This window comes from Paenisporosarcina cavernae (genome assembly GCF_003595195.1).
GTDB lineage: Bacteria > Bacillota > Bacilli > Bacillales_A > Planococcaceae > Paenisporosarcina > Paenisporosarcina cavernae.
In genome coordinates, this window is the sequence record NZ_CP032418.1 from 2,307,103 (window position 1) to 2,328,808 (window position 21,706).

Annotated in this window: 27 protein-coding genes and 1 pseudogene; 8 read left to right on the forward strand and 20 right to left on the reverse strand. The window is 40.3% G+C overall.

The features are described from left to right. Window position 1 precedes the first annotated feature (1 nt). Entirely contained in the window at window positions 2-427 is a 426-nt protein-coding gene (locus D3873_RS11930; protein ID WP_119884222.1) for a DMT family transporter, read from the reverse strand. Between the two features lie 187 nt (window positions 428-614). Here D3873_RS11930 and D3873_RS11935 point away from each other — a divergent pair, with 187 nt between their 5' ends. Both D3873_RS11935 and D3873_RS11940 read left to right on the forward strand, forming a co-directional pair. Continuing rightward, window positions 615-914: a transporter suffix domain-containing protein gene (locus D3873_RS11935; RefSeq protein ID WP_119884223.1), complete on the forward strand. Its 300-nt coding sequence runs from the start codon at window positions 615-617 to the stop codon at window positions 912-914. Window position 915: 1 nt separating this feature from the next. Continuing rightward, a complete protein-coding gene (locus D3873_RS11940) occupies window positions 916-1,176 on the forward strand; it encodes a hypothetical protein (protein WP_119884224.1) in 261 nt (86 codons plus the stop codon). A gap of 43 nt (window positions 1,177-1,219) precedes the next feature. Here the strand turns inward: D3873_RS11940 and D3873_RS11945 are convergent, their stop codons facing one another. Further along, complete coding sequence (locus tag D3873_RS11945; protein WP_119884225.1) at window positions 1,220-1,561, reverse strand: zinc ribbon domain-containing protein YjdM; 342 nt, start codon at window positions 1,559-1,561, stop codon at window positions 1,220-1,222. Between the two features lie 35 nt (window positions 1,562-1,596). Continuing rightward, window positions 1,597-2,037, reverse strand: coding sequence for a GNAT family N-acetyltransferase (locus D3873_RS11950; RefSeq protein WP_119884226.1), 441 nt, complete (start codon window positions 2,035-2,037; stop codon window positions 1,597-1,599). A 73-nt stretch (window positions 2,038-2,110) separates the two neighbouring features. On the opposite strand from D3873_RS11950, the gene D3873_RS13650 reads away from it, so the two are divergent. Then, window positions 2,111-2,245, forward strand: a complete 135-nt coding sequence (locus D3873_RS13650; protein ID WP_274379952.1) for a hypothetical protein — start codon at window positions 2,111-2,113, stop codon at window positions 2,243-2,245. Beyond that, complete coding sequence (locus D3873_RS11955; RefSeq protein WP_119884227.1) at window positions 2,246-2,434, forward strand: hypothetical protein; 189 nt, start codon at window positions 2,246-2,248, stop codon at window positions 2,432-2,434. A gap of 11 nt (window positions 2,435-2,445) precedes the next feature. On the opposite strand, the gene D3873_RS13655 is transcribed toward D3873_RS11955, so the two are convergent. Next, window positions 2,446-2,571, reverse strand: a complete 126-nt coding sequence (locus tag D3873_RS13655) for a hypothetical protein (RefSeq protein WP_274379953.1) — start codon at window positions 2,569-2,571, stop codon at window positions 2,446-2,448. Window positions 2,572-2,683: 112 nt separating this feature from the next. Between D3873_RS13655 and corA the strand changes: the two genes are divergently transcribed. Beyond that, window positions 2,684-3,646, forward strand: coding sequence for a magnesium/cobalt transporter CorA (corA, locus tag D3873_RS11960; RefSeq protein WP_119884228.1), 963 nt, complete (start codon window positions 2,684-2,686; stop codon window positions 3,644-3,646). Between the two features lie 50 nt (window positions 3,647-3,696). Here corA and D3873_RS11965 read toward each other — a convergent pair whose 3' ends face one another. Further along, window positions 3,697-4,080 carry a hypothetical protein gene (locus D3873_RS11965; RefSeq protein ID WP_119884229.1) on the reverse strand — a complete coding sequence of 128 codons (384 nt, stop codon included), beginning with the start codon at window positions 4,078-4,080 and terminating at the stop codon, window positions 3,697-3,699. A gap of 233 nt (window positions 4,081-4,313) precedes the next feature. Here D3873_RS11965 and D3873_RS11970 point away from each other — a divergent pair, with 233 nt between their 5' ends. After that, window positions 4,314-4,691, forward strand: a complete 378-nt coding sequence (locus D3873_RS11970; protein ID WP_119884230.1) for a DUF3221 domain-containing protein — start codon at window positions 4,314-4,316, stop codon at window positions 4,689-4,691. A gap of 103 nt (window positions 4,692-4,794) precedes the next feature. Here the strand turns inward: D3873_RS11970 and D3873_RS13490 are convergent, their stop codons facing one another. From D3873_RS13490 to D3873_RS12005, 8 genes are all read right to left on the reverse strand, one after another. Further along, window positions 4,795-4,971 (reverse strand): hypothetical protein, encoded by a 177-nt coding sequence (locus tag D3873_RS13490; RefSeq protein ID WP_162920198.1) that lies wholly within the window; start codon window positions 4,969-4,971, stop codon window positions 4,795-4,797. 64 nt (window positions 4,972-5,035) lie between these two features. After that, on the reverse strand, window positions 5,036-5,437 hold the full coding sequence (locus D3873_RS11975; protein WP_119884231.1) for a nucleoside 2-deoxyribosyltransferase: 402 nt from the start codon (window positions 5,435-5,437) through the stop codon (window positions 5,036-5,038). Window positions 5,438-5,473: 36 nt separating this feature from the next. Next, a complete protein-coding gene (locus D3873_RS11980; protein ID WP_119884232.1) occupies window positions 5,474-5,701 on the reverse strand; it encodes a hypothetical protein in 228 nt (75 codons plus the stop codon). A gap of 58 nt (window positions 5,702-5,759) precedes the next feature. Further along, entirely contained in the window at window positions 5,760-6,275 is a 516-nt protein-coding gene (locus D3873_RS11985) for a DUF3231 family protein (protein WP_119884233.1), read from the reverse strand. A 215-nt stretch (window positions 6,276-6,490) separates the two neighbouring features. Further along, a complete protein-coding gene (locus D3873_RS11990; RefSeq protein WP_119884234.1) occupies window positions 6,491-7,951 on the reverse strand; it encodes a carbon starvation CstA family protein in 1,461 nt (486 codons plus the stop codon). A gap of 135 nt (window positions 7,952-8,086) precedes the next feature. Then, complete coding sequence (locus tag D3873_RS11995; RefSeq protein WP_119884235.1) at window positions 8,087-8,815, reverse strand: LytR/AlgR family response regulator transcription factor; 729 nt, start codon at window positions 8,813-8,815, stop codon at window positions 8,087-8,089. Further along, complete coding sequence (locus tag D3873_RS12000; protein WP_119884236.1) at window positions 8,784-10,556, reverse strand: sensor histidine kinase; 1,773 nt, start codon at window positions 10,554-10,556, stop codon at window positions 8,784-8,786. Before D3873_RS12000 ends, D3873_RS11995 begins: the two co-directional genes overlap by 32 nt. A gap of 289 nt (window positions 10,557-10,845) precedes the next feature. Then, window positions 10,846-11,373, reverse strand: a complete 528-nt coding sequence (locus D3873_RS12005; protein ID WP_119884237.1) for a DUF6886 family protein — start codon at window positions 11,371-11,373, stop codon at window positions 10,846-10,848. 94 nt (window positions 11,374-11,467) lie between these two features. On the opposite strand from D3873_RS12005, the gene D3873_RS12010 reads away from it, so the two are divergent. Continuing rightward, the gene (locus D3873_RS12010) at window positions 11,468-12,520 is read left to right on the forward strand and encodes an LLM class flavin-dependent oxidoreductase (RefSeq protein ID WP_119884238.1); all 1,053 of its coding nucleotides are present in this window, start codon (window positions 11,468-11,470) and stop codon (window positions 12,518-12,520) included. A 189-nt stretch (window positions 12,521-12,709) separates the two neighbouring features. On the opposite strand, the pseudogene D3873_RS12015 reads toward D3873_RS12010, so the two are convergent. The 7 genes and pseudogenes from D3873_RS12015 to D3873_RS12050 form a co-directional block, all read right to left on the reverse strand. After that, window positions 12,710-13,414: pseudogene (locus D3873_RS12015) on the reverse strand (HAD family hydrolase). After that, entirely contained in the window at window positions 13,411-14,289 is an 879-nt protein-coding gene (locus tag D3873_RS12020; RefSeq protein ID WP_119884239.1) for a phosphotransferase family protein, read from the reverse strand. The pseudogene D3873_RS12015 and the gene D3873_RS12020 overlap by 4 nt, the downstream one beginning before the upstream one ends. Window positions 14,290-14,320: 31 nt before the next feature. Continuing rightward, on the reverse strand, window positions 14,321-15,067 hold the full coding sequence (locus D3873_RS12025; RefSeq protein WP_119884240.1) for a class I SAM-dependent methyltransferase: 747 nt from the start codon (window positions 15,065-15,067) through the stop codon (window positions 14,321-14,323). Between the two features lie 237 nt (window positions 15,068-15,304). Further along, window positions 15,305-16,687, reverse strand: a complete 1,383-nt coding sequence (locus D3873_RS12035) for a bifunctional metallophosphatase/5'-nucleotidase (protein WP_162920199.1) — start codon at window positions 16,685-16,687, stop codon at window positions 15,305-15,307. 56 nt (window positions 16,688-16,743) lie between these two features. Next, window positions 16,744-17,253: an SRPBCC family protein gene (locus D3873_RS12040; protein WP_119884243.1), complete on the reverse strand. Its 510-nt coding sequence runs from the start codon at window positions 17,251-17,253 to the stop codon at window positions 16,744-16,746. A gap of 69 nt (window positions 17,254-17,322) precedes the next feature. Next, on the reverse strand, window positions 17,323-17,889 hold the full coding sequence (locus tag D3873_RS12045) for a GNAT family N-acetyltransferase (protein ID WP_119884244.1): 567 nt from the start codon (window positions 17,887-17,889) through the stop codon (window positions 17,323-17,325). An 87-nt stretch (window positions 17,890-17,976) separates the two neighbouring features. Next, a complete protein-coding gene (locus D3873_RS12050) occupies window positions 17,977-18,945 on the reverse strand; it encodes an MBL fold metallo-hydrolase (protein ID WP_119884245.1) in 969 nt (322 codons plus the stop codon). Between the two features lie 292 nt (window positions 18,946-19,237). Here D3873_RS12050 and D3873_RS12055 point away from each other — a divergent pair, with 292 nt between their 5' ends. Continuing rightward, window positions 19,238-21,679, forward strand: coding sequence for a sensor domain-containing protein (locus D3873_RS12055; RefSeq protein ID WP_119884246.1), 2,442 nt, complete (start codon window positions 19,238-19,240; stop codon window positions 21,677-21,679). The last annotated feature ends 27 nt before the right edge of the window (window positions 21,680-21,706 follow it).

Here is a 21,706-nt window from a genome sequence, read left to right on the forward strand (position 1 = left end):
CTTACATGCTGAGAATCACAACGCCTGAAATCATTAGCAAAATTCCAATTGTCTGTGGGATTCCCATACGTTGTGCTTTTACACCAAACCAACCATTCTTATCGATGATAAATGTTACCGTTAGCTGTGCGATTAAAACCGCCGCGATGGTTAATGTTACTCCGATGTAATGGATAGCCATTATATTGGAGAAAACGACGACCGCACCGAATGTGCCACCGATTAAATATAGTGGCTTTACTTTTGATAAATGACGTGCCGTTTTGTCTTTTAATAAAAACAGTAATAATATCGCTGCGATAAATCCTGTCAACTGGGTGATCATCGCTGTTTGCCACGTTCCTATATCTTGACTAATTCGCGCATTAAAAACACTTTGTAATGTAATAAATAATCCGCCTAATATGGAAAATATAATTCCTCTCATCCTGCTCGCTCCAATTGTTTTTCTTTAATTAAACAGGAAGTCGTGAAGGTCACGAAAGGACATATGTCCCAAACGTATCGTACCACATCTTTTATCCGTTGAAGATGTCCCGAAAATCAATTGAAGTTTCACCTTGTACCGCTTATGATGAAGACAGAAACTAGCGTACGCAGTAAAGGAGATTCACATGGAACCTTCACACGAAACACCATCCGCACCGAAATCGAAAACACTCTACAGAATAGGACTCGTCTTCATCGGACTTTCCGTGATACTATGGCTATTTTTACCCGTTATTCCTTTCCTGGAGCTATCCACTGGAATGAAAGCAAGCATTGCAGCTGGTACACTCATCGCAGCTGAAATTGTTTTTTGGGTCGGCGCTTTATTTGTTGGAAAAGAAGTCGCTCAGAAATTTAAACGCTATTTGAATCCTTCGAACTGGAAAAAACGTCAAGAAGTGCAAAAGGAAGAGGAGGAGAAATAAAATGATTGTTACGGCTTTTCTAGTGGCTGCTCTGATCATTAACATGGCGTTATTTTTCATTTTACTCAAAAATTTTTCCAGCACATCCAAACTCAAGACTCGGCTAGTGTGGATTGCTGCGATTTTATTAGCTACGTCCTATATCTACCAAGCATTTGCTTACCATACTCTGTTTGGATTTTTAGCTGTCGTTGTCTTTTTTGTCCTGCTGTTTCTTTTCATTCGAGATCGTGTAAGAATCTCAACGACTCATGCAGAATAAAAACTTCCGAAATGAAGAATTTCATTTCGGAAGCATCGTTTTTTTAATTCACTTTTTTCACAAATTCCGACTTCAACTTCATTGGTCCAAAGCCGTCTAGCTTACAGTCGATATCATGGTCACTATCTATTAAACGTATATTTTTCGCCTTCGTTCCTATTTTGATGACCATAGAAGTCCCCTTTACTTTGAGATCTTTGATCACTGAAATGGTGTCCCCATCTTGAAGCTTATTGCCATTGGCATCCTTCACCATTTTACCGTCTTCTATTACTTCTTCCGATACTTGTGACCATTCATGAGCACACTCTGGACAAACAAATAACCCACTATCTTCATATGTATATTCCGAACCGCATTTGGGGCAATTTGGGACAGCATTCAAACGAATTCCTCCTAGTCTCGATAAGCTATTTCCTATTATAACTTTTTCTCCAATACGATTCGATGTTCTCCGTTATCTTTCCGATATGTATCCACAATATCAAAACCATTTTTGATGTTTAGGATTAACATACTTCTCCATTTGTTCATCGTTTTCGTTTGAATGCATGAATAGCCTAATTCCTGTAAGTTTTCATGCTGAATAGTCATCAGCTCTTGTCCAATACCAGCCTGTCGATAAGCAGGCGAAACTCCTCCTAACCAACTATAAAATATTTCCTCGTTTAGCTGATATCCGAGTTTAAAACCAATCACTTCACTTCCTACATGAGCACTCACAAGCAATAACTCTTTTTTCTCTTTTAATTTCTCAGAAAACAAGTCGATATCCTCGAAGATTTCATCATATATTGCATAAATCGTTGATAATACATCTTCTGGTGTTATCGAACGATACACCGCATATTTCACTTCCATATTAAAGCTCCTCTATTTTTCCATACGTAGATTTGATATCCTAAATATACCAGAAATGTGAGGAGGAATTTTGATGGGTTGGTTGATTCTAATCGTGGTTGCCTATGCACCGATATTTTATCGAATTCATCGACGCTTAAGCTTATTGGAGAATGAAGTATCCCGCTTGGAACAGGAAAATATTGCTTTCCAAAGAGGTGAGCGTTAGATGGAACTCTTCATTGGAATTATAGGACTTGTCTTGCTCTTTTTTGCCATTACTTTGGGTGTGAATTCTGCAATAGAGAGTTCAAAACGCTTGAAAGAAATGCAAAAAGAGCTCACAAAAATTCGGATCTTACTCGAAGTCTCGAATCGTCGGGAAAATAAAAAAACTCCACAGTCGCCTGTAGAGTAATGGAAAAAGGATTATCGTACGTAGTGAATCGGAATCGATTGACTCTTCTTACCAAAATTCTTTTTTACATGCATCATACTTCCAACTGCTAGAAATGACAGTATGGTCATTGGAATCGTCGCTATTTTTATTTTCAACCTACGTATCCGCTCCTTTTTCTTTTCTTCATTAAAGGGTACAGTTACACTATGAAGACAATATGGGAAATATGTAAAAAAGACGTAAATTTTGAGTAGAGAGCGTGATACGATGATTCGAACACTTGGTGTTTCAAAAAACAATGAACTATTAATGGATTTCCTTTTAGAGGAAGCTCATTCTGCTGATTTTGATTGGTATTGGGTTGATTTCAATCAACCAACACCTGAGGAGTCCAAATTACTAGATACCTTCTTTCATTTTCATCCACTAGCAGTCGAGGACTGTTTACACCGGTTACAGCGACCAAAAGTAGATTATTATGATGGCTATCAATTTTTCGTTGCGCATACGCTGAATAAAGAAACGCTAGAAGCCGAAGAGATTGATTTTTTCATTGGAAAAAACTTTGTCGTCACTTTTCATCACGAACCAATTAATCAAGTAGACCGCCTACGTTTACGTTTTCCAAATCATCATGAAACGTGGGACCGTGGCGCAATTTTTGTTATGTATGAAATTCTAGATAAGATCGTCGATGATTTCTTCCCATTAGTACATAAAATTGAAGATGAACTAAACGAAATTGAAGATACGATGACGTATGATATGCGTCATTTTTCGATGGACTCTGTTTTTGATCGACGCAGTGATTTGTTATGGATGAGACGTACAATCCTTCCAATGCGCGATTTAATCTACAGAGTGTTAAATTCTACTCGACTGGACATAAAAGGACATGAACATACGTATTTTTCCGATATTTTGGATCATCTTGTCCGACTGACCGAAATTGTTGATTCGAACCGAGAGCTCACTGCCGATATCCGAGATAGTTACATGGCGATGAACTCGACACGCATGAACCGAATTATGATGATTTTGACGATTATCTCTTCTATCTTCATTCCATTGACGTTCATTGCCGGAGTTTACGGCATGAATTTCCGTCACATGCCAGAACTCGAGACAGATTATGGCTATTTCATCACGATTGGAATCATGGTAGTAATCGCGGTGCTAATGCTTATCTGGTTCAAGTGGAAAGGCTGGTTCAATCTGTTTCGAAACTAACTCAATAAGCGGCCAAGTGATGCTCATCATTTGACCGCTATCAATATCCTCTATCCCTCCACTAAATGCAAATAACGAATTAACTTCTCTCCATCTTTTACGATCAAAATATTCGATTGATCTTTTACCGAAAAAATCACACTTCCAATTGGCAATTTCGTTGACGTCCCATTTGCAAACGCTTCCGGATCATACGATTGATTTGTAATAGTGCCAACTTCTTGATCGATCTCTATTTCTAACGCATTCACCCACGCGATATCAGTCACATAAATTCCATCGTTCCACTGAAACATATCCACATCCGGGTCCATTTCCAACATTTCATCTGCATCCGGATTCCCAAATACATATGTGGTTTCCGTTTTCGTAAAATTGTTGGAACAACCTGTCAAAACTACTAGTACTAAAAGTAGATGCATCTCTTTTCGCATCCCATCTCTTCCTTTCATCCATTCTCATGTTCACACTAAGTAGACGAATGATTCGTTACGTTTGTTACCACTATTTTCCTTAAGTAAAGTTAATGTTCATTCACTGAGAGTGTGCGACTTTTCTTCAAGTGAGTAAAAGTCATTTTTTTAGTTATTTATTTCATCCAAAAAACGATAACACCATCAAATATATAGTATGATATAGTCAACTTTCTATAGGAGATGAGGAACGAATGACAAAGAAGAAATTTACATCCTTACTTGTGGTCGCACTCTTACTCGTCCTTTTTGCAATGGTTCTTTTTTTCTTCCATATTCACACTTATTCAGGTACAGTCATTGGCGTTTCGGAAGGATCCAATGGTGAAAAGAATTCCATTTGGGTAGTGGAGTTAAACAAAAATGAACATGTGGAAGGGAAAACAAAGAAGGAATTATCTGAAACGCACAAATTTGGAGGAACCATCTATTACTTACCTTCGTATTATCCGGACTTTCTTTTCGACAACTTGGAGATAGGTGACAAGGTCAAAATATACTCTGACGATATCTTTAAACTGTCTTCCCCTGGTCAAAATGATGCGTATTGGGTACGAAAATTACATGACTAGAATTAGATTTAGCGATGATGGTTGCTTCTAAAAAAAGAACTTCTACGTATATGGAAGTTCTTCTTCTTTCTATTCTTGTCTTTATTAAGTTTGAGATGATTTCTTATTCTCCACCACTCGTATATCTATTGTCACCCATCGTAAAGTTTGTGCTCTCGCCTTGTTTTGCATGAGAGTTCAATGAATTCTGTGAGTGATTATTCAGCTTCTTATTTCGTCGATCAATTAGAAAAGCAATTAAAAACAATCCAAGGATAATCAACAATGAGATCCAGACCATTCTATTCCTCCTTCACAACCAATGAGCCTGAAAATGATCGGCTAGTCTCGGTAGTTGTGCTAGTTTACTTACACTCTCTCCTACCTTTATTCTCCAAATAATCATATAATCCCTCTATTGGACCGATTACTTGTTCCACTTCTGGCACATGATAAAATGTGCTAGTTTCTGCTAAAAGGTTTAGATCTGTATTTTCCGAATAAATAATGACACGCTTTCCAAGGGCAATCCCCATTCCCATTTCGATGTGACTGCCTTTTCCAGCCGGTAGGAGCACAATAACTGTATCTGCAGCTGCTACTCCTTCGATTTCTTCCGAACCAATCCGAGCTAAATCTTCTATTGATTCAATCTGTTTGTTCTTCGTCCAATCATACGTATGTATATGTCCTTTTAACGATAAGGACATCGAAACTTCTCTGACCAATTCTCTGTTCCGCAAACTAGCGGCAATATAAAATTTCATCCATTTCTCCTTACACGTGTTTTTCTTAAGTGTACCTCAATTTGGATGAACATCCGAATTCGCTGACGGATCTTTTGTGACATATCTTGCTCGTTCATTTAACACCTGTTTGTTTAGCTCACTAATCGCGATCGTATCTACTGTCTGCATATCTTCATGCATATCGAATAAACTGATGGAATCGGTTGTCACACGCTCCGGATTATCTAAGTTTGGTGCAGCCATGGAGCTTTCTTCTGTTTTTAATAACTGTTCTTTTTTCATCTCTTTCACCTCATTTAGTAGAAATAAACCCAGGAGAGTCTTTCTCCCGGGCTTTGGTTCACGCTTTTGAAAATTCTGGTGTCGAATGCAGTGGCGGTGGAACTACCCACCCTTTTTCTTTTGTTAAACGTAAAACTTTTGCACCCATTAATGCTTTCGCCGCGTGAAATTGGCCGAACATCATCCCAACGTCTTCACGTAAACATTGTCCCATTACCATACTGCAGGCTACTAAACCTTGAGCAACATTCATGGACAGTATTCCCATAATTTCTTGGTCAGAAATTCGCGCACCTACTGGAATTTGTTCGGCGGTCGCTTGCGGACGATCTGGCAACGTTGGAGGTAGTCCAATCCCATTCGATTTCAGCAATTCTCCTGTTTGGTTTTCTTCCGTTTGAATCGTTTGTACTGCGTCTTTTAATAAAGAAATCAATTCTTTATCCCCGGCATGATTAATGAACAATTGGTACAAACTTTTGAGTCCATTGTTCGCTAACATGTACGACCATATCCCAAAAACTTCTCCTTCGTGCAACGGCTCGTCTTTTGCATTACCAGATAAAATTCCCACTCACATTCCTCCTAAATAGTCATCATGAGTAGAATGTGCGAATTGGAACAAACTATGTATAGATATTGTAAGAAGTATTTTTCGAAACAGGAAGATCTGTTTTTTCACATTAACACGCCATTCATTTCCGATAACGTAGAAAGCATTTTATTTCCATACAAAAATCCCTTTCCAATTGAATAATCTCAATGAGGAAAGGGATGCTTGAATAGCTCTTATAATCGAGCGACTGAAGGACTCCAACCGGAAACGTCTTCTTCTAGTGGAATTTGGTCTGCTCTTGCTTTATTCGCAGCCACAAAGAATGTCGCAACAAGTGTGATCGTAATCACGGTTGCTCCGATGTAGGCTATGCCCATATCTAATCGGAATCCTATTGGCGCATTTAAAATGTACACCATGGTTGTATACAACATGAAGATCCCTGGAATAAGGGAAATCCAGTAATTTTTCTTCGCAATGTACAAATACATCGCTCCGACGAATAATGCAATTACAGCGGTTGTTTGATTCGCCCAAGAGAAATAGCGCCATAATAATGTGAAGTCAATTTTTGTTAAGCCGTATGAAAGAATAAACAGTGGTAATGCAATCCATAGGCGGCTCAATATTTTTGATTGCCCCATTTTGAAGTAGTCCGCAATAATCATACGAGCACTGCGGAAAGCTGTGTCTCCAGATGTAATTGGCAGAATGATTACACCAAGAATCGCTAGTGTCCCACCGATTGCTCCAAGTAACATAGTAGACGCTTCACTGACAACCATTGCTGGTCCACCAGCTGCAAGTAATTCATTTAACCCGACTGGTCCGTTAAATAATGCCATTCCAGCTGCTGCCCAAATCATGGCGATGACACCTTCTGCAATCATCATCCCGTAGAAAATTTTTCGACCTTGTTTTTCCGATTCCGTCGTACGAGAAATAATCGGAGTTTGTGTGGCATGGAATCCTGAAAGTGCTCCACATGAAATAGTTAAAAATAACAATGGAAAGATTGGCACATTATCTGGATGTAAATTGGTTAATGTCAGTTCCGGAATGTCTGCCCCTGTAATGACCATTCCAGCTCCTACTCCAACTGCACTGATAATCAGTAAAAGTCCAAATAACGGATAAACGCGACCAATAATTTTATCGATTGGTAACAACGTTGCTAAAATATAGTAGATGAAGATTGCCGCTAGAATGAGACCCATTCCCATCCAACCGTTCATCAAGTTATACAATAGTCCCGCTGGTGCCGTAACAAATACAGTACCAACTAAAAGTAATAATAATACCGCGAACGCATTTACAACATGCTTCATAATTTTACCTAAATATTGACCCGCAAGTTCTGGTAAGTGAGCTCCACGATTTCGGATCGAAATCATGCCAGTTAAATAATCATGGACAGCTCCTGCAAAGATTGCCCCCACGACAATCCAAATAAATGCAACAGGGCCATATAATGCTCCCATAATTGGTCCGAAAATCGGTCCAACTCCTGCAATGTTCAACAATTGGATTAACGAGTTTTTCTTCGTATTCATCGGAACATAGTCGACTTCATCTGCCTGCGTGAATGCAGGTGTTGCTCGGTCTTCTTTCACTCCGAAAACTTTTTCCACAAATTTACCGTAAGTGAAATACCCTACAATAAGAAGCACGATTCCCACTAAAAAAGTAACCATGAAAATTCCCCCTTTAAAATGATAACGCTTTCATTTAGAGTAATGGAAATTTTCTAAAAAAAGAGGGAAATAGGTTATCATGTGTGATTTCGGGATTATGATGTCGAAATTTGCGGTTAAGATGCATCGTGTATATTACATCTCCAATCGCTCTCTTAGTTGTTTGACGTAGTTTCTACTGACAGATAATTTTTCCGTTCTTCCATGTAGTTCCAAATGATACGCACCGTTAAACCATGGTGTTAAACGCGTAATATAGTGTAAGTTCACTAAATAACTTTTATGAATTCGAAAAAATGAGTATGTGGAAAGTCTCGTTTCTAAATCTTTCAATGGAGTACGGACATCATAGTCCGCTTCTTCTGTCACAATTTTCGTCACGTTTTCCTCTCGACACAAGTATAGAATGGAATCAATATCGACATAATGGATTTCCCCATCTTGATCCACTGGCAATTTTCCTAACAAATAATTCGACTCTTGTTTGACGTGACGTGATAAGCGCTCTTCCACTCGATGAATCGCTTGTGATAGTTGGTCTTCGTCGTATGGTTTTAACAAATAGTCCACCGCATTCATTCGAAAAGCATTCGCCGCAAATTGCGGATAGGCTGTCGCAAAGATGATGAATGGTACTTTCTTTAACTCTACTAGAGCTTTTGCTACTTCCATTCCGCTAAGCTTTGGCATCTCCACATCTAAAAACACGACATCTGGTTGGAGCTGAATTGCTTTCATTATCGCTTGATCTCCAGATTCGGCTTCTCCAATTACGTGAATTGCTGGATGTTTTTTTAATAAAAATATTAATTCTTCTCGTGCATATCGTTCGTCATCTACTACTAGCGCTCGAATACGATTCAATGTGTTCACCTTCTTTCACATGAGGAATGCGGAAGTGTACAGTTGTTCCTTTTCCTACAGTACTGTCAAAATGCAGCGCTGCTCTCTCGCCAAAAGTCATCGTCAATCGTCTATTTACATTGAAGAGACCAAGGCCTGTCCCTTCGATGGATTCAACTTCTTTCACACCGATCGTTTTTAGGCGCTCCTCGTTAATACCTTCTCCATTATCGGCCACTTCTATCGCGATTTCGTTTTCTATCGGTTGAATCGAAATGGAAATATGACAATCCTTTTCCATGTTGCGAATGCCATGTTTCACGGCATTTTCCACAAGTGGCTGTAATGTTAGAGGAGGAATCATTTCATTCAACACCGTTTCATCGACGTCTAAGGTGATGCTAAGTTTATCAATAAAACGTGCTTGCTCAATTTGTAAATACGCATGAACGTGGTGTAATTCTTGTTGAAGCGTCACTTTACTAGCAGTTGTTCCCGCTAAATTTTGCCGCAAGAAATACGATAACGAATTTAATAATTGCCTCGCCTGGTCTGGGTCTGTACGTATGAGGGAGACGATAATATTCATCGAGTTGAATAAGAAATGCGGACTAATTTGCGCCTGCAATACTTTAATCTCCGCTTCTTTTGCAAGCTGGTACGATTGTTCTGCATGTGCAATTTCTAATTGATCACTGAGTAACGAACTTAGGCCATCAATAAGCTCCATGCTGACGTCTGTAATCGCTTTTTCAGAAGGATAGTAAAGCTTAATTGTGCCGATGGTTTCTCCTCTTTGTTTAAGAGGTGCAACAACCGCTGCTCCTAGTGGACAGTTCTCTTCCATACAATGAATCGCTTGCTCATTGGCGACAATTAATTCTCCATGCTGAAGTACTTCTTTCGTCACTTTGGTTTGAATCGGGCTATGCGCCTTATGATGATCACTAGCTAGACCAACATGTGCCAAAATTTCTGTCTGATTCGTCATGGATACAGCACTTGGCGCTAGCTCTCGATGCAATATACCGCAAACTGCTGCTGCAGTATCTGCCGTCATTCCTTTTCGAAGATAGCCAAGTGTTTGATTGGCAATGCGAAGCGTTTTTTGCGCTTGAAGAGCCGTCACTTTTTCTTGATCACTAATCACGTTATACACAATCAGCAAGAAGATTGCGGTTCCAATTCCGTTCGCTAAAATCATTGGTATGCCAATTGCCTGCACGAGAGAAAGTGCTTGCTCAAATGGCTTCGATAACAATAAAATGACACCCATTTGCATGGTTTCAGCTAGTGCACCAATCGCAAAAGCCATGACTGGTTTGATGTCTTTCCCTTTTTTATAAAACGCGCCTGCTACAAGACCGGCGACAATTGTTGATATCCCACAAGCTAGACCTGTGAAGCCACCTAACGTTATCCGATGAATTCCGGCAATCAGCCCTGCACCAAGTCCAAGACGATATCCACCTAATAATCCCGCTACAACTACCCCAATAACGCGAGAATTAGCGATCGCCTCATCTGACGCAATATTCATGGCTACACTTGTAAATTCTTGTGTATTCGTATTAAATGCCACACCAAAATACGTTCCGATAATGCCGAAAAAACCGAAAAATGCAATCGCGGTTATTTCTTGTTTTCGATTTAACGTATCGTGATAGACCATATTTTTAAAAAAATCAAAACGAGTCAGAATGAACGCCACAGCGACAATCATCCCTACGCGCTCTAACATAATGACCATTAATTCCGACATGACTTCACCTCCGAACCGCCTTTTGCCTATCAGTATACTCCTAAACCGAGTTAGATTTTATATTATTGTTCGATAATAATGCTGGAAGATTGGTACGTTTTTCGCAAGAATCGTAACTTTTTTGTAAAAATCGCACCGTTTTCTCAAGAATCGCACCAATTTCGCGATTAACGCGCCAGCACAATGATAAAGTTACTATATTTTATATCAAATATGATATACGAACGTCTTTCTAGCACTCAGATAATAGTTACTTTAACGAGAAAACTACCTTCTATTCTCAAAGAATTTATTTCCCTGGGCTGCTTTGCGCATATTTCATTCGACACATCGACCAGTCAAATGATGACTGCATAATTGCATCATGCGCTTCCCATAAATTGTCGACAAATCGCACCTCGACTTGGCGCTCGTTAAGTGCTTGAAGAGGGTTTGATACATACCATACGGCACTTGGGATTTCTCGATGCTTACTGACATAATAACCAGCAACCGCATCAAGCAATTTAAAATTACGAGAATCGAATTCATACAAATACAAATCCGTGTTCTGCATTTCCTGCTCCCATTTCTTCTCCAATACAATTCCATAGGTTGAGTCTGGCTGCTGGAAATAAAGCTTCCGGTCCAGTTCAGTGGTCTGTTTGGAAACATGATAGCATACACGCGGACAATTACGAGGCGTTAAAAAGTTGGGCAAATGCGCTTCATCAATCGCCCATACGAGAGCCTGCGATTTGTCCATGTCTTCTCGGGTAGGTATTCGCGGTTCAAAATATGCAATATCTGCTTCTTCGCTAACATGAAATAAGCGCATATGGTTCACTTCCTTTCTTTCGGGCACATTCTTTGTCAGGTTTTTCAACTAACGATACACTTCAAACATAGAAGATAAAATGGGAGGCATCAAGATGAAGATGGGAACAATGGAGTTTAATGATGGGTTTGAGTTCGGTTTATATACGCTGGGCGATCATATGCCGAACCCACATACAAGAGAACGCATATCGGCCCAGCAACGAATTAGCGAAATCATTGAGCTCGCAACACTAGCAGACCAAGCAGGAATTGATTTTTTTAGTGTGGGGGAAAGCCATCAAGAATATTTCACTACGCAAGCACACGCAGTCGTACTAGGAGCAATCGCGCAAGCAACGAAGAACATTAAAATCGCCAGTTCTTCCACCATTGTGAGTACGTCGGATCCAGTGCGCGTGTATGAGAATTTTGCGACCATCGATTTAATTTCAGGAGGGCGTGCAGAGTTGATTGCAGGTCGCGCTTCTCGTATTGGATTATTTGAACTTTTAGGATATAACGTTGCAGATTACGAAGAATTGTACGAAGAAAAATTCGATCTTCTCCGAAAAATTAATACGGAAGAACGCGTTACATGGTCTGGTAATTTTCGGGCTCCGTTAAAGGATGCACAAGTTTTACCTCGCCCTGTGAATAGATCACTTCCTATTTGGCGTGCTGTCGGAGGGCCACCTGCAAGTGCCATTAAAGCTGGACGAGCTGGCGTTCCAATGATGTTGGCGACACTCGGTGGTCCTGTTGAAAGCTATAAGCACACCATCGATGTATATCGACAGACTGCGCTTGAAAACGGGCATGATCCTTCTACTTTACCAGTGGCAACTGCAGGATTCTTTTACGTAGCAGAAACGACGCAACAAGCAATTGATGAAATGCATCCGTATATCGACGAAGGGATGAAACGCTCGAATGGTCGAGGCTTTCCAAAATTCCAATTCATGCACGGCGCAGAAAAAGATAGCGTGATGAACGTAGGAAGTCCTCAACAAATCATAGAAAAAATCCTGTATCAACGAGAACAATATGGTCATCAACGCTATATTGGACAAATGGACTTCGGCGGAATGCCATTTTCTAATTTAATGAAAAATGTGGAGCTAATTGGAAATGACATCTTACCAGCGATAAAGAAATATACAAAATAATGGAAATGAACCTACTTCGGAAGAATAGGTTCATTTTTGTGTTTTCCAATTCCTTATTAGTAAATCGAAAGAAATCGTCCCGATCTCATTCAAAATCGTCCCATGAATACAAAGAATCGTCCAAACTTATTCAGAATCGTCCACTTTTCACTGACAATCGTCCCGCAGTAGCGACAAATATCCTAAATCCTAGGACCAATCAGAGGATTTTCGCTTGCGAAAATCTACCGCATCTAAAATCTTTACAACTTCTAGTAAATCGTCCACGACGAAATCGGCATCCCCATAATCCTGCTCACTATTTCGCTTCCAAATGGCCGTCATCCCAGCCGCTTTTGCCCCAGCAATATCATTCACTGGATGGTCTCCAATAAATACAGCTTCCGCTGGAACTATTCCCAACTTCTCACATGCCAAGTTGAAGATTTCTTTCGCTGGTTATCGCACATCCTCTGTTTCAGAAATAAGGATGCAATCCATCCATTGCTCTAGTCCAAGAGCTTGGATATTTCGAAGTTGAAATTCGCCGTAGCCATTCGAGATAATTCCAATCTTCTTATTACGCTTCTTTAGCTCGACCATTAATTCTATCAATCCTGGAAACGGCACACAGTGCGTCGAAAATTCCTCTAGATAATCTTCTAGTAATTCTTCCCACGTAATTGTTTCATACCCAAATTCTTTTACAAGCTGCTGATAGACGATATCCTTCCAGGTATAGCCATGATTATCGAGTTTGATAAATCGTTCGACATACTTCGCTTTTGATACACCCTTAAAATGTCGCTCGAGCCGAATATATTGATCGCCAACAAACGCTCGCACCGATTCATCTCGATCCAACAACGTACCATCTAAGTCAAATAAGACAGCCTTCATTTTCCTCTGATTCATTGAAATTTTTCCAATGCTTTCTTCAATCTTGCTAAACTTTCCCCGTAAAAGCCTCGATTTTTCTCGAGACCACGTTGAACGCTCCACCCAATCGAATTGAACGCATCATACAATTCAAAGAACCCAATAAATTGATCCATCGGTATTTTTGGTCGTACTGTTTCGTAACCCTCTTCATAGGCCATTCGCAGCTCTTCATTTGCCCCGAGAGAATCGCGATACAGTTTCACTAAATCGATTTCAGGCGAGCCAAATCGAGTACTTTCAAAATCGATTACACCGGTCAACGTATCGGCATCTACTAATAGATTTGCTAAACGAAAATCCATATGAACGACACACGGTCGAGATGGGGCAGGTAATGCCTCAAAATCTCTATGTATTCTTTCCCAAGCCGCTTTTGCTAATTTTTCATCTATACTTCTTTCCACATAAGGTTGGAACCTCTCTGCTGCCTCCAAGATGAATTGTCGCCAGTCATTATTAGGAATTGCTTCAAAACCAGTCTCCGTAAATGTCCCGTACTCCTCGGAATGGATCGAATGCATCGTCGCATGTAGCACCCCTACTTCAAATGCCAGTTTAGTGGTTAAGTTCTCGACAGGTTCTCCTGGAATCGCTGACAGTAAAAATGCCCCATTAAAATTCTCATCCGGTTCAATCATTCCGAGTAACTGTGGCACAGCCAGTTTTCCTCCTAAAAACGTTAACCATCCTTTTTCTCGATACCATTTCTCTTTCGAGTAGGGTACTTTCACAAACACTACTTTTTCTGGCAATGAAACGCGGTACACCTCAGAACTAAACGAGTTTGGAACAGATGCGTACGATGCTTTTATTAGTCCAAAAGCCTGTAAAATAGAATCAATTCCCATGTATATCTCCTTCACTAACAAGTTTGTGTCCTTAGACTTTCACACAAGAAAAAATAATTGTAGTGGGAATATACGATGCTTTTGAAGCATTGTACCACCTATTGGATGAGCGGGAATAATCTTCATTTGCAAACTCACTCTCTTCTACAATTTGTTTAATATGAAATCCTGCGGAAATTAATAAATTAACGTATGTACTAATTTTCACTTGCTGCATATATGCTGGTTCATTCCATGCGGGATGGCGATAGATTCCTTCTTCTAAATATGTTTTTTCCATTACCATCGAGTTTTCAATAAAATTTAAACGATTATACATTGGATGTTCCCAGCTAAAAATGAACTGACCACCTTGTTTTAAATAGCTTGAAACATTCATGAATGTTTTTTCAAGATGTGTCGTCCATCCTACTGCATAAATCGAATAAATTACATCGAAATAATTAGTGGGTATTCCCTCATTCATTTCCATCGGAAGTTCCAACAAATGAATAGGTAGGTCGGTGCTGCTTAATACGTTTCTAGCAGCTTCTATTTGTGAATTTGACAGGTCAATTCCCCATAATTCACTTGCGCCTTTTCGTTCCATATATTTCAATGAATGTCCACTACCACATCCGAGATCCAACACTTTTGCTCCTTTCAAATTTTGAAAAAGCTGTAGGGAATCTTCTGATGGCGTCATAGGTCCATATGACGGTAAAGGGTCACGTCCAAAAAAACGTTCTGAGGCTTCTTCCCAAGCACTTTTGTTCTGCCTCAATAACTCTATATTCAACTTCCAACCTCCTATTTCTTACTACCTTACTTGTCATTACTGTTCATCACCCATATCCCATACGGAATAGTATAGATTGCTTGAAAAAACATTACGATGAGTATGAACCAACTAAACCGGGATACCTTTGTCTCACCTGTTGGTCCAACTTGAGGCACGTAAAATGTCATAATCATAAAGTAAAATGCGAGCGCGAGCATGACCAGCCCTATACATAAAATCAAGATACCTCTTTTCTTATACATTCCCTTTCACTCGACAATACTCCAAGAACACATCCTTCACCATTTTACGGTTTTTAATATCTACTAACGATGCATCTCGTACGCCGGGATATCCACATACTTCCTCATATAACATCGGCGTTCCCGTTCCAACAGTATAGATTCTCGTCTCCTCCAGAGATTCTTCCCCGATTCGGACGTTGCTAATTTCACCATTCATGTCGTCCCATGTAACCCCTGAAAATCCAAGCGTCCCAATCATCGTTCCTTGCGGACGGAAACCATTGCCGTAAATCGGTTTGGCCATGTACTCCGGTTTTTTATGATCCCGGATTAATGAAATAATCGCATCCCCACGAAGCTCCATTACTATAGGAGAATGCATACTTCGGCATTTACTGAAAATATCCCCACGTGTTACTACGCCAGCGTCTAATCCTCCAAGAAAACCACCGCCGTACATGAGCCCAATATCAGCACTCCAAACCCCTTGCAAGCTCGTTGCCATTTCGCGCAATACTTCTTCGTGCGAAAGCGCCGTTTCAAGGACCGTCAATTTTTCTCCTAAAAATGTGGCTGTCTCTTGTTGTGCATTTCTCCAAATAGCTAACATCGCCGGATCTTCCGGAACCTCTTCATCGATTTCCTTTAAATAACCTTCTACTAATCCTAGTTTTCCATCTTCTAACTCCACCTGCAGCTCTCCAACATAATTCCCAAGAGAGCCCGCTTGCGCAATATAGACCCCGTCTTGCATGACTGGAGTTTCCACGACAGTATGTGAATGTCCACCTACTACAATGTCGACAAACCCTACTAATTCTTTCGCAATACGTCGGTCTTCTTCAAACCCTAAATGCGATAGATGAAGAATCAATTGAGCTCCTTGTTCGCGCAATTGTTCTGCTTGTTGTTGAATCACCGAAACAGTTTCTTCGTTGCGGTAGCCATATTTATTCTCATATAAGTCCTCAAATTGATCACTTGTGCCGATGATACCAATTTGTATACCCGCTTTCTCAATTAGAAGGGACGGTTTCATTCCACCAATAACGGAGCCATCTGCTTCCTTTATATTCGCTAGCAACCATGCAACGGAAGACGATTTACTAAGCTCTCTGATTTCCTCAGGGGGCACGCGAATTAGTTCGTTGTTTCCAACAGTCATCGCGTCATACTGGAGTTCCTCTAACATCTCTAGATGCACGGATCCTCTAGTTGCTAAGCATTCATCTACACTCATGTCTAAATGGTCCCCAGCATCTATGAGTAAATATGCTTCTCCTGCCACTTCTAACTCTTGCTTTCGCTTCTTTATATAACTAGCCTGTCTGACAAATTGCGCATAGCTAGCATGTACATCATTTGTATGTAAGATCGTTAATGTTTGTTTCATGATTACCCCTTCCAAACGAAATGGAGTTGCCACTTGCGCAACTCCACGCGTATTAGTTATTGGTTTAAATAAGCGTCTAAACGCTCCATTTGGGACGAAAATCCTTCTAGCATTCCCATTTCCATCACTTGTTTTAATTCCTCTTCTGTTGGGAACTCTGACGTTGTGCGGAATAATGTTTTGCCATCCTGTTCCTCAAACTCATTGACGATTCGCATCACAGGAAGTTCCGAATTTGTTGTTCCAGCATCATCGGAAAAAGCATCCACATATTGTACGCGATTCGGTGCATCAATTTCCTCAAATGTCGCTTTGCCCCAAGATGTTTGACCATAAAAGTCTCCTTGGTTTGGATCGTTACATGTCATCCCGTAATGCCACTCGCCACCAGGTGTAAAGTTAAAAGCCTTATTCTCCGTCTCCCAGCCTTGCGGTCCCCACCAAGCAGCTAGTTGATCCGACTCACTAAATGCTCGAAATACTTTCTCCTTCGGTGCATCAATAAGTCGCTCAATCACTAACGTACTTCCATCGACAGTTACCGTGTTTTTTCCAAGTTCCGCCATTCTGTTCTTCCCTCCAGTTCCTCTCGTTTTAGGGAATGAAGTGCAACATCCCCTATATACTATCTATCCTTATTCGGCAAATGTCTTTTCACTTCCTGCACAATTCAGTAATTTCCCCATCACAATCGTGTTGTAGAACTTTCCATCTGCTAGCTTTTTATCTGCCCGTAATACACCTTCGGTTTCGAATCCCAACCGTTCATACAATCGGATAGCCTTCTCATTTGTGTCTAATACGTTTAGCGTCATTTTCACTTTTCCAGCATGTTGCGCCCACGCAAGAGATTCGTTTAACAACTGTTTTCCAATACCATAACCCCAGTATGCTTTCACCACTCCGACACCAAATTCTACTTGATGGCGAAGCTTCGATAGACTAGATCCGGCACATCTACTAAAACCGACGATTTTACCTTCCACTTCTGCAACTAAGAAATGGGCATGCGGTGAATTTCTATCCGAATCGATGAGTTCTTTCATGTCGGATAGTGTCATCGTCGATTCTTCCTCTGTCCGATCCATATTTTCTGTTTCTGTATCAATTGTTTTTCTTACAAGAACTAGTTGATCTGCATCCGATTCTATCGCTTCCCGAATGGAAATAGATGGTTTGCGACGATTCTTTTCATTTCCCATAAAACGTCTCGACACCTGCCTCGTTATCTTCATTAGCATTTATGGAACTTGCTCTTATTCATATTTCAATGTTTACTTTTTTCCGATTTAAGCCTTCCACCAATTTTCGTTCGGTAGAGTAGCTCCTTTTGGGTTCCATCGTTCTCCAATTTTAGGAGTTGCCACCTTCACGGCGTGTTGAGTAGCCGCTTCTCTTACTCGAATGACTGGCTCATTCCAAGGATGAAAGGCAAGTGTAAAGGCACCCCAGTGAACAGGAAGGAGTACGTTTCCTTTAACGTCTAAAAACGCTTGTACGGTTTCTTCTGGCGTCATATGAATATCTGACCACCGCCAATCGTACTGTCCGCATTCCATGATTGCCACATCAAATGGTCCATATGTTGTACCAATTTCTTTAAAGTGTTGGCCATACCCGCTATCTCCGCTGTAAAATAACGTATCGCGAGTCCCTTTGATAACCCATGAACACCAAAGCGTGCTATTGCGATCAAACAAACTTCTACCCGAAAAATGCCTTGCAGGTGCAGCAGAAAATGTCACCTTGTTTATTGTCGAGCTGTCTTCCCACCCATGAACGTGAATGTTCGCTTCGTTAATTCCCCATTTGGTCAACCGTTTTTCGACGCCTTTTGGGACAAGGTAGACGATGTCTTCATGATTAATTTGCTGAATACTTTTCTTATCCAAATGATCATAGTGATCGTGTGATAACACAACGACATCTATTTTCGGAAAGTCCTTTACTTGCACAGGATGAGTTGTTGGGTAGCGCTTTGCCCCGAAAAATGAGACGGGAGAAGGGCGCTTTCCAAGCATTGGATCGACAAGGATGTTCACATTGTCTATCGTAAAGAAAAAGGCAGAATGCCCAAACCATATCATCTCGATGGAATCGTCGTGCTTCGTTGGAAACGATACCTTTTCAGCATCTAATGGATACTTTGGTCTTTTAGATGGTGTCGTCAAAGAATCTCGAATCATGGAAAAAATTGTTTTCCATCCCATCGACATCGTTGTTTCTTGCTGATTTTCAAACTTTTCTTTCGTCGTCATTCTTGTATGTCACCTTTTCTCTGGTTAGTACGTGATAGTATGTAGTTGTTTACGTCGAAGGAAGCTTCCAAACAAACCCTCCTCTTCCGTATTTTTGTTAATATTCTTACAATTATTATATACTACTAAGTAACTAAACAACGCTATGAAATAGAAAGAGCGAATCTTTTCACATGCCACAGCCCGTGCACTCCAATTTAATCTCGCAGTTTTTGTCGAATAATAGGGAAATTCTGTTATACTTTTTGTATTTACCTATTCTGTATGATTCTAACGAAAATGAGGGATTCTCATGTCATCGTTTAAACCGTCTCTAGCTTCTTTAAAAACCATCTTCCATCACGAGGATTTTCATCTGCTATTAGAAAAATTTCCTGAGCCTATTTGTATTTTATCGACAGATGAGGATGAAAAACCTCATCAATTTATTTATGCAAACAAACGCACGGAAGAGCTTTTCGGCTTCTCCGCTGATTTCATCTGTACGTATACATGGGAAGAAATGTTTGGAATACCGAGGGATGCAGATTTACAAAAGTTCAGTGATAAGTCTCAGAACACCCCTTATGAATACAAAGAATCCCCTTTAGAAGAAACGATGAAAGGGAAATCGTTAAAAATTAATATCCGTGAAGTGGAAGGCGTGGAAAAAAAGAAATATATTGTGATGACGATCATTGATACAACCGAACATCAAAAAACTCGTAACGAATTAAAACGAACGACATCTGAATTTGAATCTCTCTTCCTCTACAATCCAGATATCCTTTTTTCGATTGATAAAACAGGCTTGTTCACGAATATGAATGTTGCTGGACTTACACGTTTGTCATATTCGACAGAAGAAATTGGCAAAACAAGCTTCCGAGATTTAATTGTTAAAGAGCATCTTGACCGCACTAACCAGCATTTTTATGAAGTTATTAAAGGTAATGTCCAGGAATTTCAAATATGTATTCAAGACAAATTCAAAAACCCCTTTCCCATTGATGTCACGGCAGTGCCAATTATTATTGATCAAGAAATTACCGGCTTAATTGGGATTGCGCGCGATATTTCCGAATCCATTGCACTCGATGAGAAACTACGTGCAAGCGAAGAAAGTTACAGAGCTTTATTTGACCACAATATCGATCCTGTACTTACGTTCGATTTAGAAGGGAATTTTCTCGCAGTAAATGAAGCGACTGAAACGATTTTAGGAGTACAGCGCGATCAACTAATTGGCGAGCCTTTCCTGCCTTTCATTGACCCAGAGCTGCACGAAGAGACATGGAATCACTTTTCCAACGTGTTAAAAGGACAACCGTATCAATACGAAACAAGTCTCCATAATGCCGATGGAGAGCAAGTTCTTCTACATATCACACTCATCCCAGCAATGTTTAACGATACAATTACACACATTCATTGCATCGGAAAAGATGTGACACATCTTCGAAAGCATGAAGAGCTAATGGAATATATGGCGTACCATGACAATTTGACAGGTCTGGGCAATCAACGACTTTTTAGCAAAACGCTTCAACAACTGATTGATGAACGAGTTCCTTGCAGTGTATGGATTGTGGACTTAGATCGCTTTAAATTTGTGAATGATCATCTTGGACATGAAGCGGGAGATCGCTTACTAACGGATACTGCAAACCGTATTCAGTCTCTTATTGCAGAATTTGGGACGATCTACCGATACGGTGGAGATGAATTCGCCATTCTGATACGAGATATTCCCGATGAAGAACTGACGAATCTTGCGAAGAAAATTGGACTCGAAATCGCAAAACCATATAACTTAAATGGTTTCCATAGTGTGGTGACTGCAAGTCTTGGTATCAGTAAATTTCCGATTCACGGAAGTGACCAACATTCACTCGTTCGTGCGGCAGACCATGCGATGTATCACGCAAAACGTCAAGGCAGAAATGCGTTCCAACTATATAACAACGGAATTTCTGGTTTAGCGACAAGTGATTTTAAAATGGAAAGCCTACTTCGAGAAGCAATCGAAAAAAAGGAATTTGTGCTTCATTACCAACCCCAATACGATGTGAAAACCTTGGAAATCCACGGGGTAGAAACACTCATTCGCTGGAATAGTAAAGAGCTTGGAATGGTTTCACCAGCGGACTTCATCCCTCTTGCAGAAGAGACAGGAACGATTGTCGAAATTGGAGAATGGGTCATTAAAGAGGCATGTCGACAAAATGTGGAGTGGCAACGACGAGGTCTTATGCATGTACCTGTTTCGGTCAACTTGTCGTTGCGACAATTCTATCAAGTTAATTTGGTCGACAAAATTGCGGCGATTTTACAGGAAACAGGACTCGCACCTGAGTTATTGATGCTGGAAATAACAGAATCGATTGCGATGCAAGAAGATATCGCGATACAAGTATTACAAGACTTAAAAGCGCTTGGCGTATTAATCGCGATGGATGACTTTGGTACAGGTTATAGCTCGCTCAAATACTTGCACTCCTTTCCGATCGATCATTTAAAAATCGACCAAGCCTTCACGCAAAATTTAGAAAACAAAGAAGGACTCGCAATTGTTACAACCATTATCAATCTCGGAAAGAGTTTAGGAATATGCACCGTGGCGGAAGGCGTAGAAACTTCGGAACAATCGAACGTGTTAAAGGAATTAGGATGCGATATTTACCAAGGATATTATTATGGAAAACCTTTGGAGGCACAAGCTCTTGAAAGGCATGTACAAGGCGGACAGAAATAATTTGCCGTCTTTCTGTTGAAGGGAATA

Bases quoted from the DNA above. Each gene is read 5' to 3' on its own strand.
- D3873_RS11930 (WP_119884222.1), bottom strand. From the start codon at position 427: ATGAGAGGAATTATATTTTCCATATTAGGCGGATTATTTATTACATTA.
- D3873_RS11935 (WP_119884223.1), top strand. From the start codon at position 615: ATGGAACCTTCACACGAAACACCATCCGCACCGAAATCGAAAACACTC.
- D3873_RS11940 (WP_119884224.1), top strand. From the start codon at position 916: ATGATTGTTACGGCTTTTCTAGTGGCTGCTCTGATCATTAACATGGCG.
- D3873_RS11950 (WP_119884226.1), bottom strand. From the start codon at position 2,037: ATGGAAGTGAAATATGCGGTGTATCGTTCGATAACACCAGAAGATGTA.
- D3873_RS13650 (WP_274379952.1), top strand. From the start codon at position 2,111: ATGGGTTGGTTGATTCTAATCGTGGTTGCCTATGCACCGATATTTTAT.
- D3873_RS11955 (WP_119884227.1), top strand. From the start codon at position 2,246: ATGGAACTCTTCATTGGAATTATAGGACTTGTCTTGCTCTTTTTTGCC.
- corA (WP_119884228.1), top strand. From the start codon at position 2,684: ATGATTCGAACACTTGGTGTTTCAAAAAACAATGAACTATTAATGGAT.
- D3873_RS11965 (WP_119884229.1), bottom strand. From the start codon at position 4,080: ATGCGAAAAGAGATGCATCTACTTTTAGTACTAGTAGTTTTGACAGGT.
- D3873_RS11970 (WP_119884230.1), top strand. From the start codon at position 4,314: ATGACAAAGAAGAAATTTACATCCTTACTTGTGGTCGCACTCTTACTC.
- D3873_RS13490 (WP_162920198.1), bottom strand. From the start codon at position 4,971: ATGGTCTGGATCTCATTGTTGATTATCCTTGGATTGTTTTTAATTGCT.
- D3873_RS11975 (WP_119884231.1), bottom strand. From the start codon at position 5,437: ATGAAATTTTATATTGCCGCTAGTTTGCGGAACAGAGAATTGGTCAGA.
- D3873_RS11980 (WP_119884232.1), bottom strand. From the start codon at position 5,701: ATGAAAAAAGAACAGTTATTAAAAACAGAAGAAAGCTCCATGGCTGCA.
- D3873_RS11990 (WP_119884234.1), bottom strand. From the start codon at position 7,951: ATGGTTACTTTTTTAGTGGGAATCGTGCTTCTTATTGTAGGGTATTTC.
- D3873_RS12000 (WP_119884236.1), bottom strand. From the start codon at position 10,556: ATGTCGGAATTAATGGTCATTATGTTAGAGCGCGTAGGGATGATTGTC.
- D3873_RS12005 (WP_119884237.1), bottom strand. From the start codon at position 11,373: ATGCGCTTATTTCATGTTAGCGAAGAAGCAGATATTGCATATTTTGAA.
- D3873_RS12010 (WP_119884238.1), top strand. From the start codon at position 11,468: ATGAAGATGGGAACAATGGAGTTTAATGATGGGTTTGAGTTCGGTTTA.
- D3873_RS12020 (WP_119884239.1), bottom strand. From the start codon at position 14,289: ATGGGAATTGATTCTATTTTACAGGCTTTTGGACTAATAAAAGCATCG.
- D3873_RS12035 (WP_162920199.1), bottom strand. From the start codon at position 16,687: ATGAAACAAACATTAACGATCTTACATACAAATGATGTACATGCTAGC.
- D3873_RS12040 (WP_119884243.1), bottom strand. From the start codon at position 17,253: ATGGCGGAACTTGGAAAAAACACGGTAACTGTCGATGGAAGTACGTTA.
- D3873_RS12045 (WP_119884244.1), bottom strand. From the start codon at position 17,889: ATGGGAAATGAAAAGAATCGTCGCAAACCATCTATTTCCATTCGGGAA.
- D3873_RS12050 (WP_119884245.1), bottom strand. From the start codon at position 18,945: ATGACGACGAAAGAAAAGTTTGAAAATCAGCAAGAAACAACGATGTCG.
- D3873_RS12055 (WP_119884246.1), top strand. From the start codon at position 19,238: ATGTCATCGTTTAAACCGTCTCTAGCTTCTTTAAAAACCATCTTCCAT.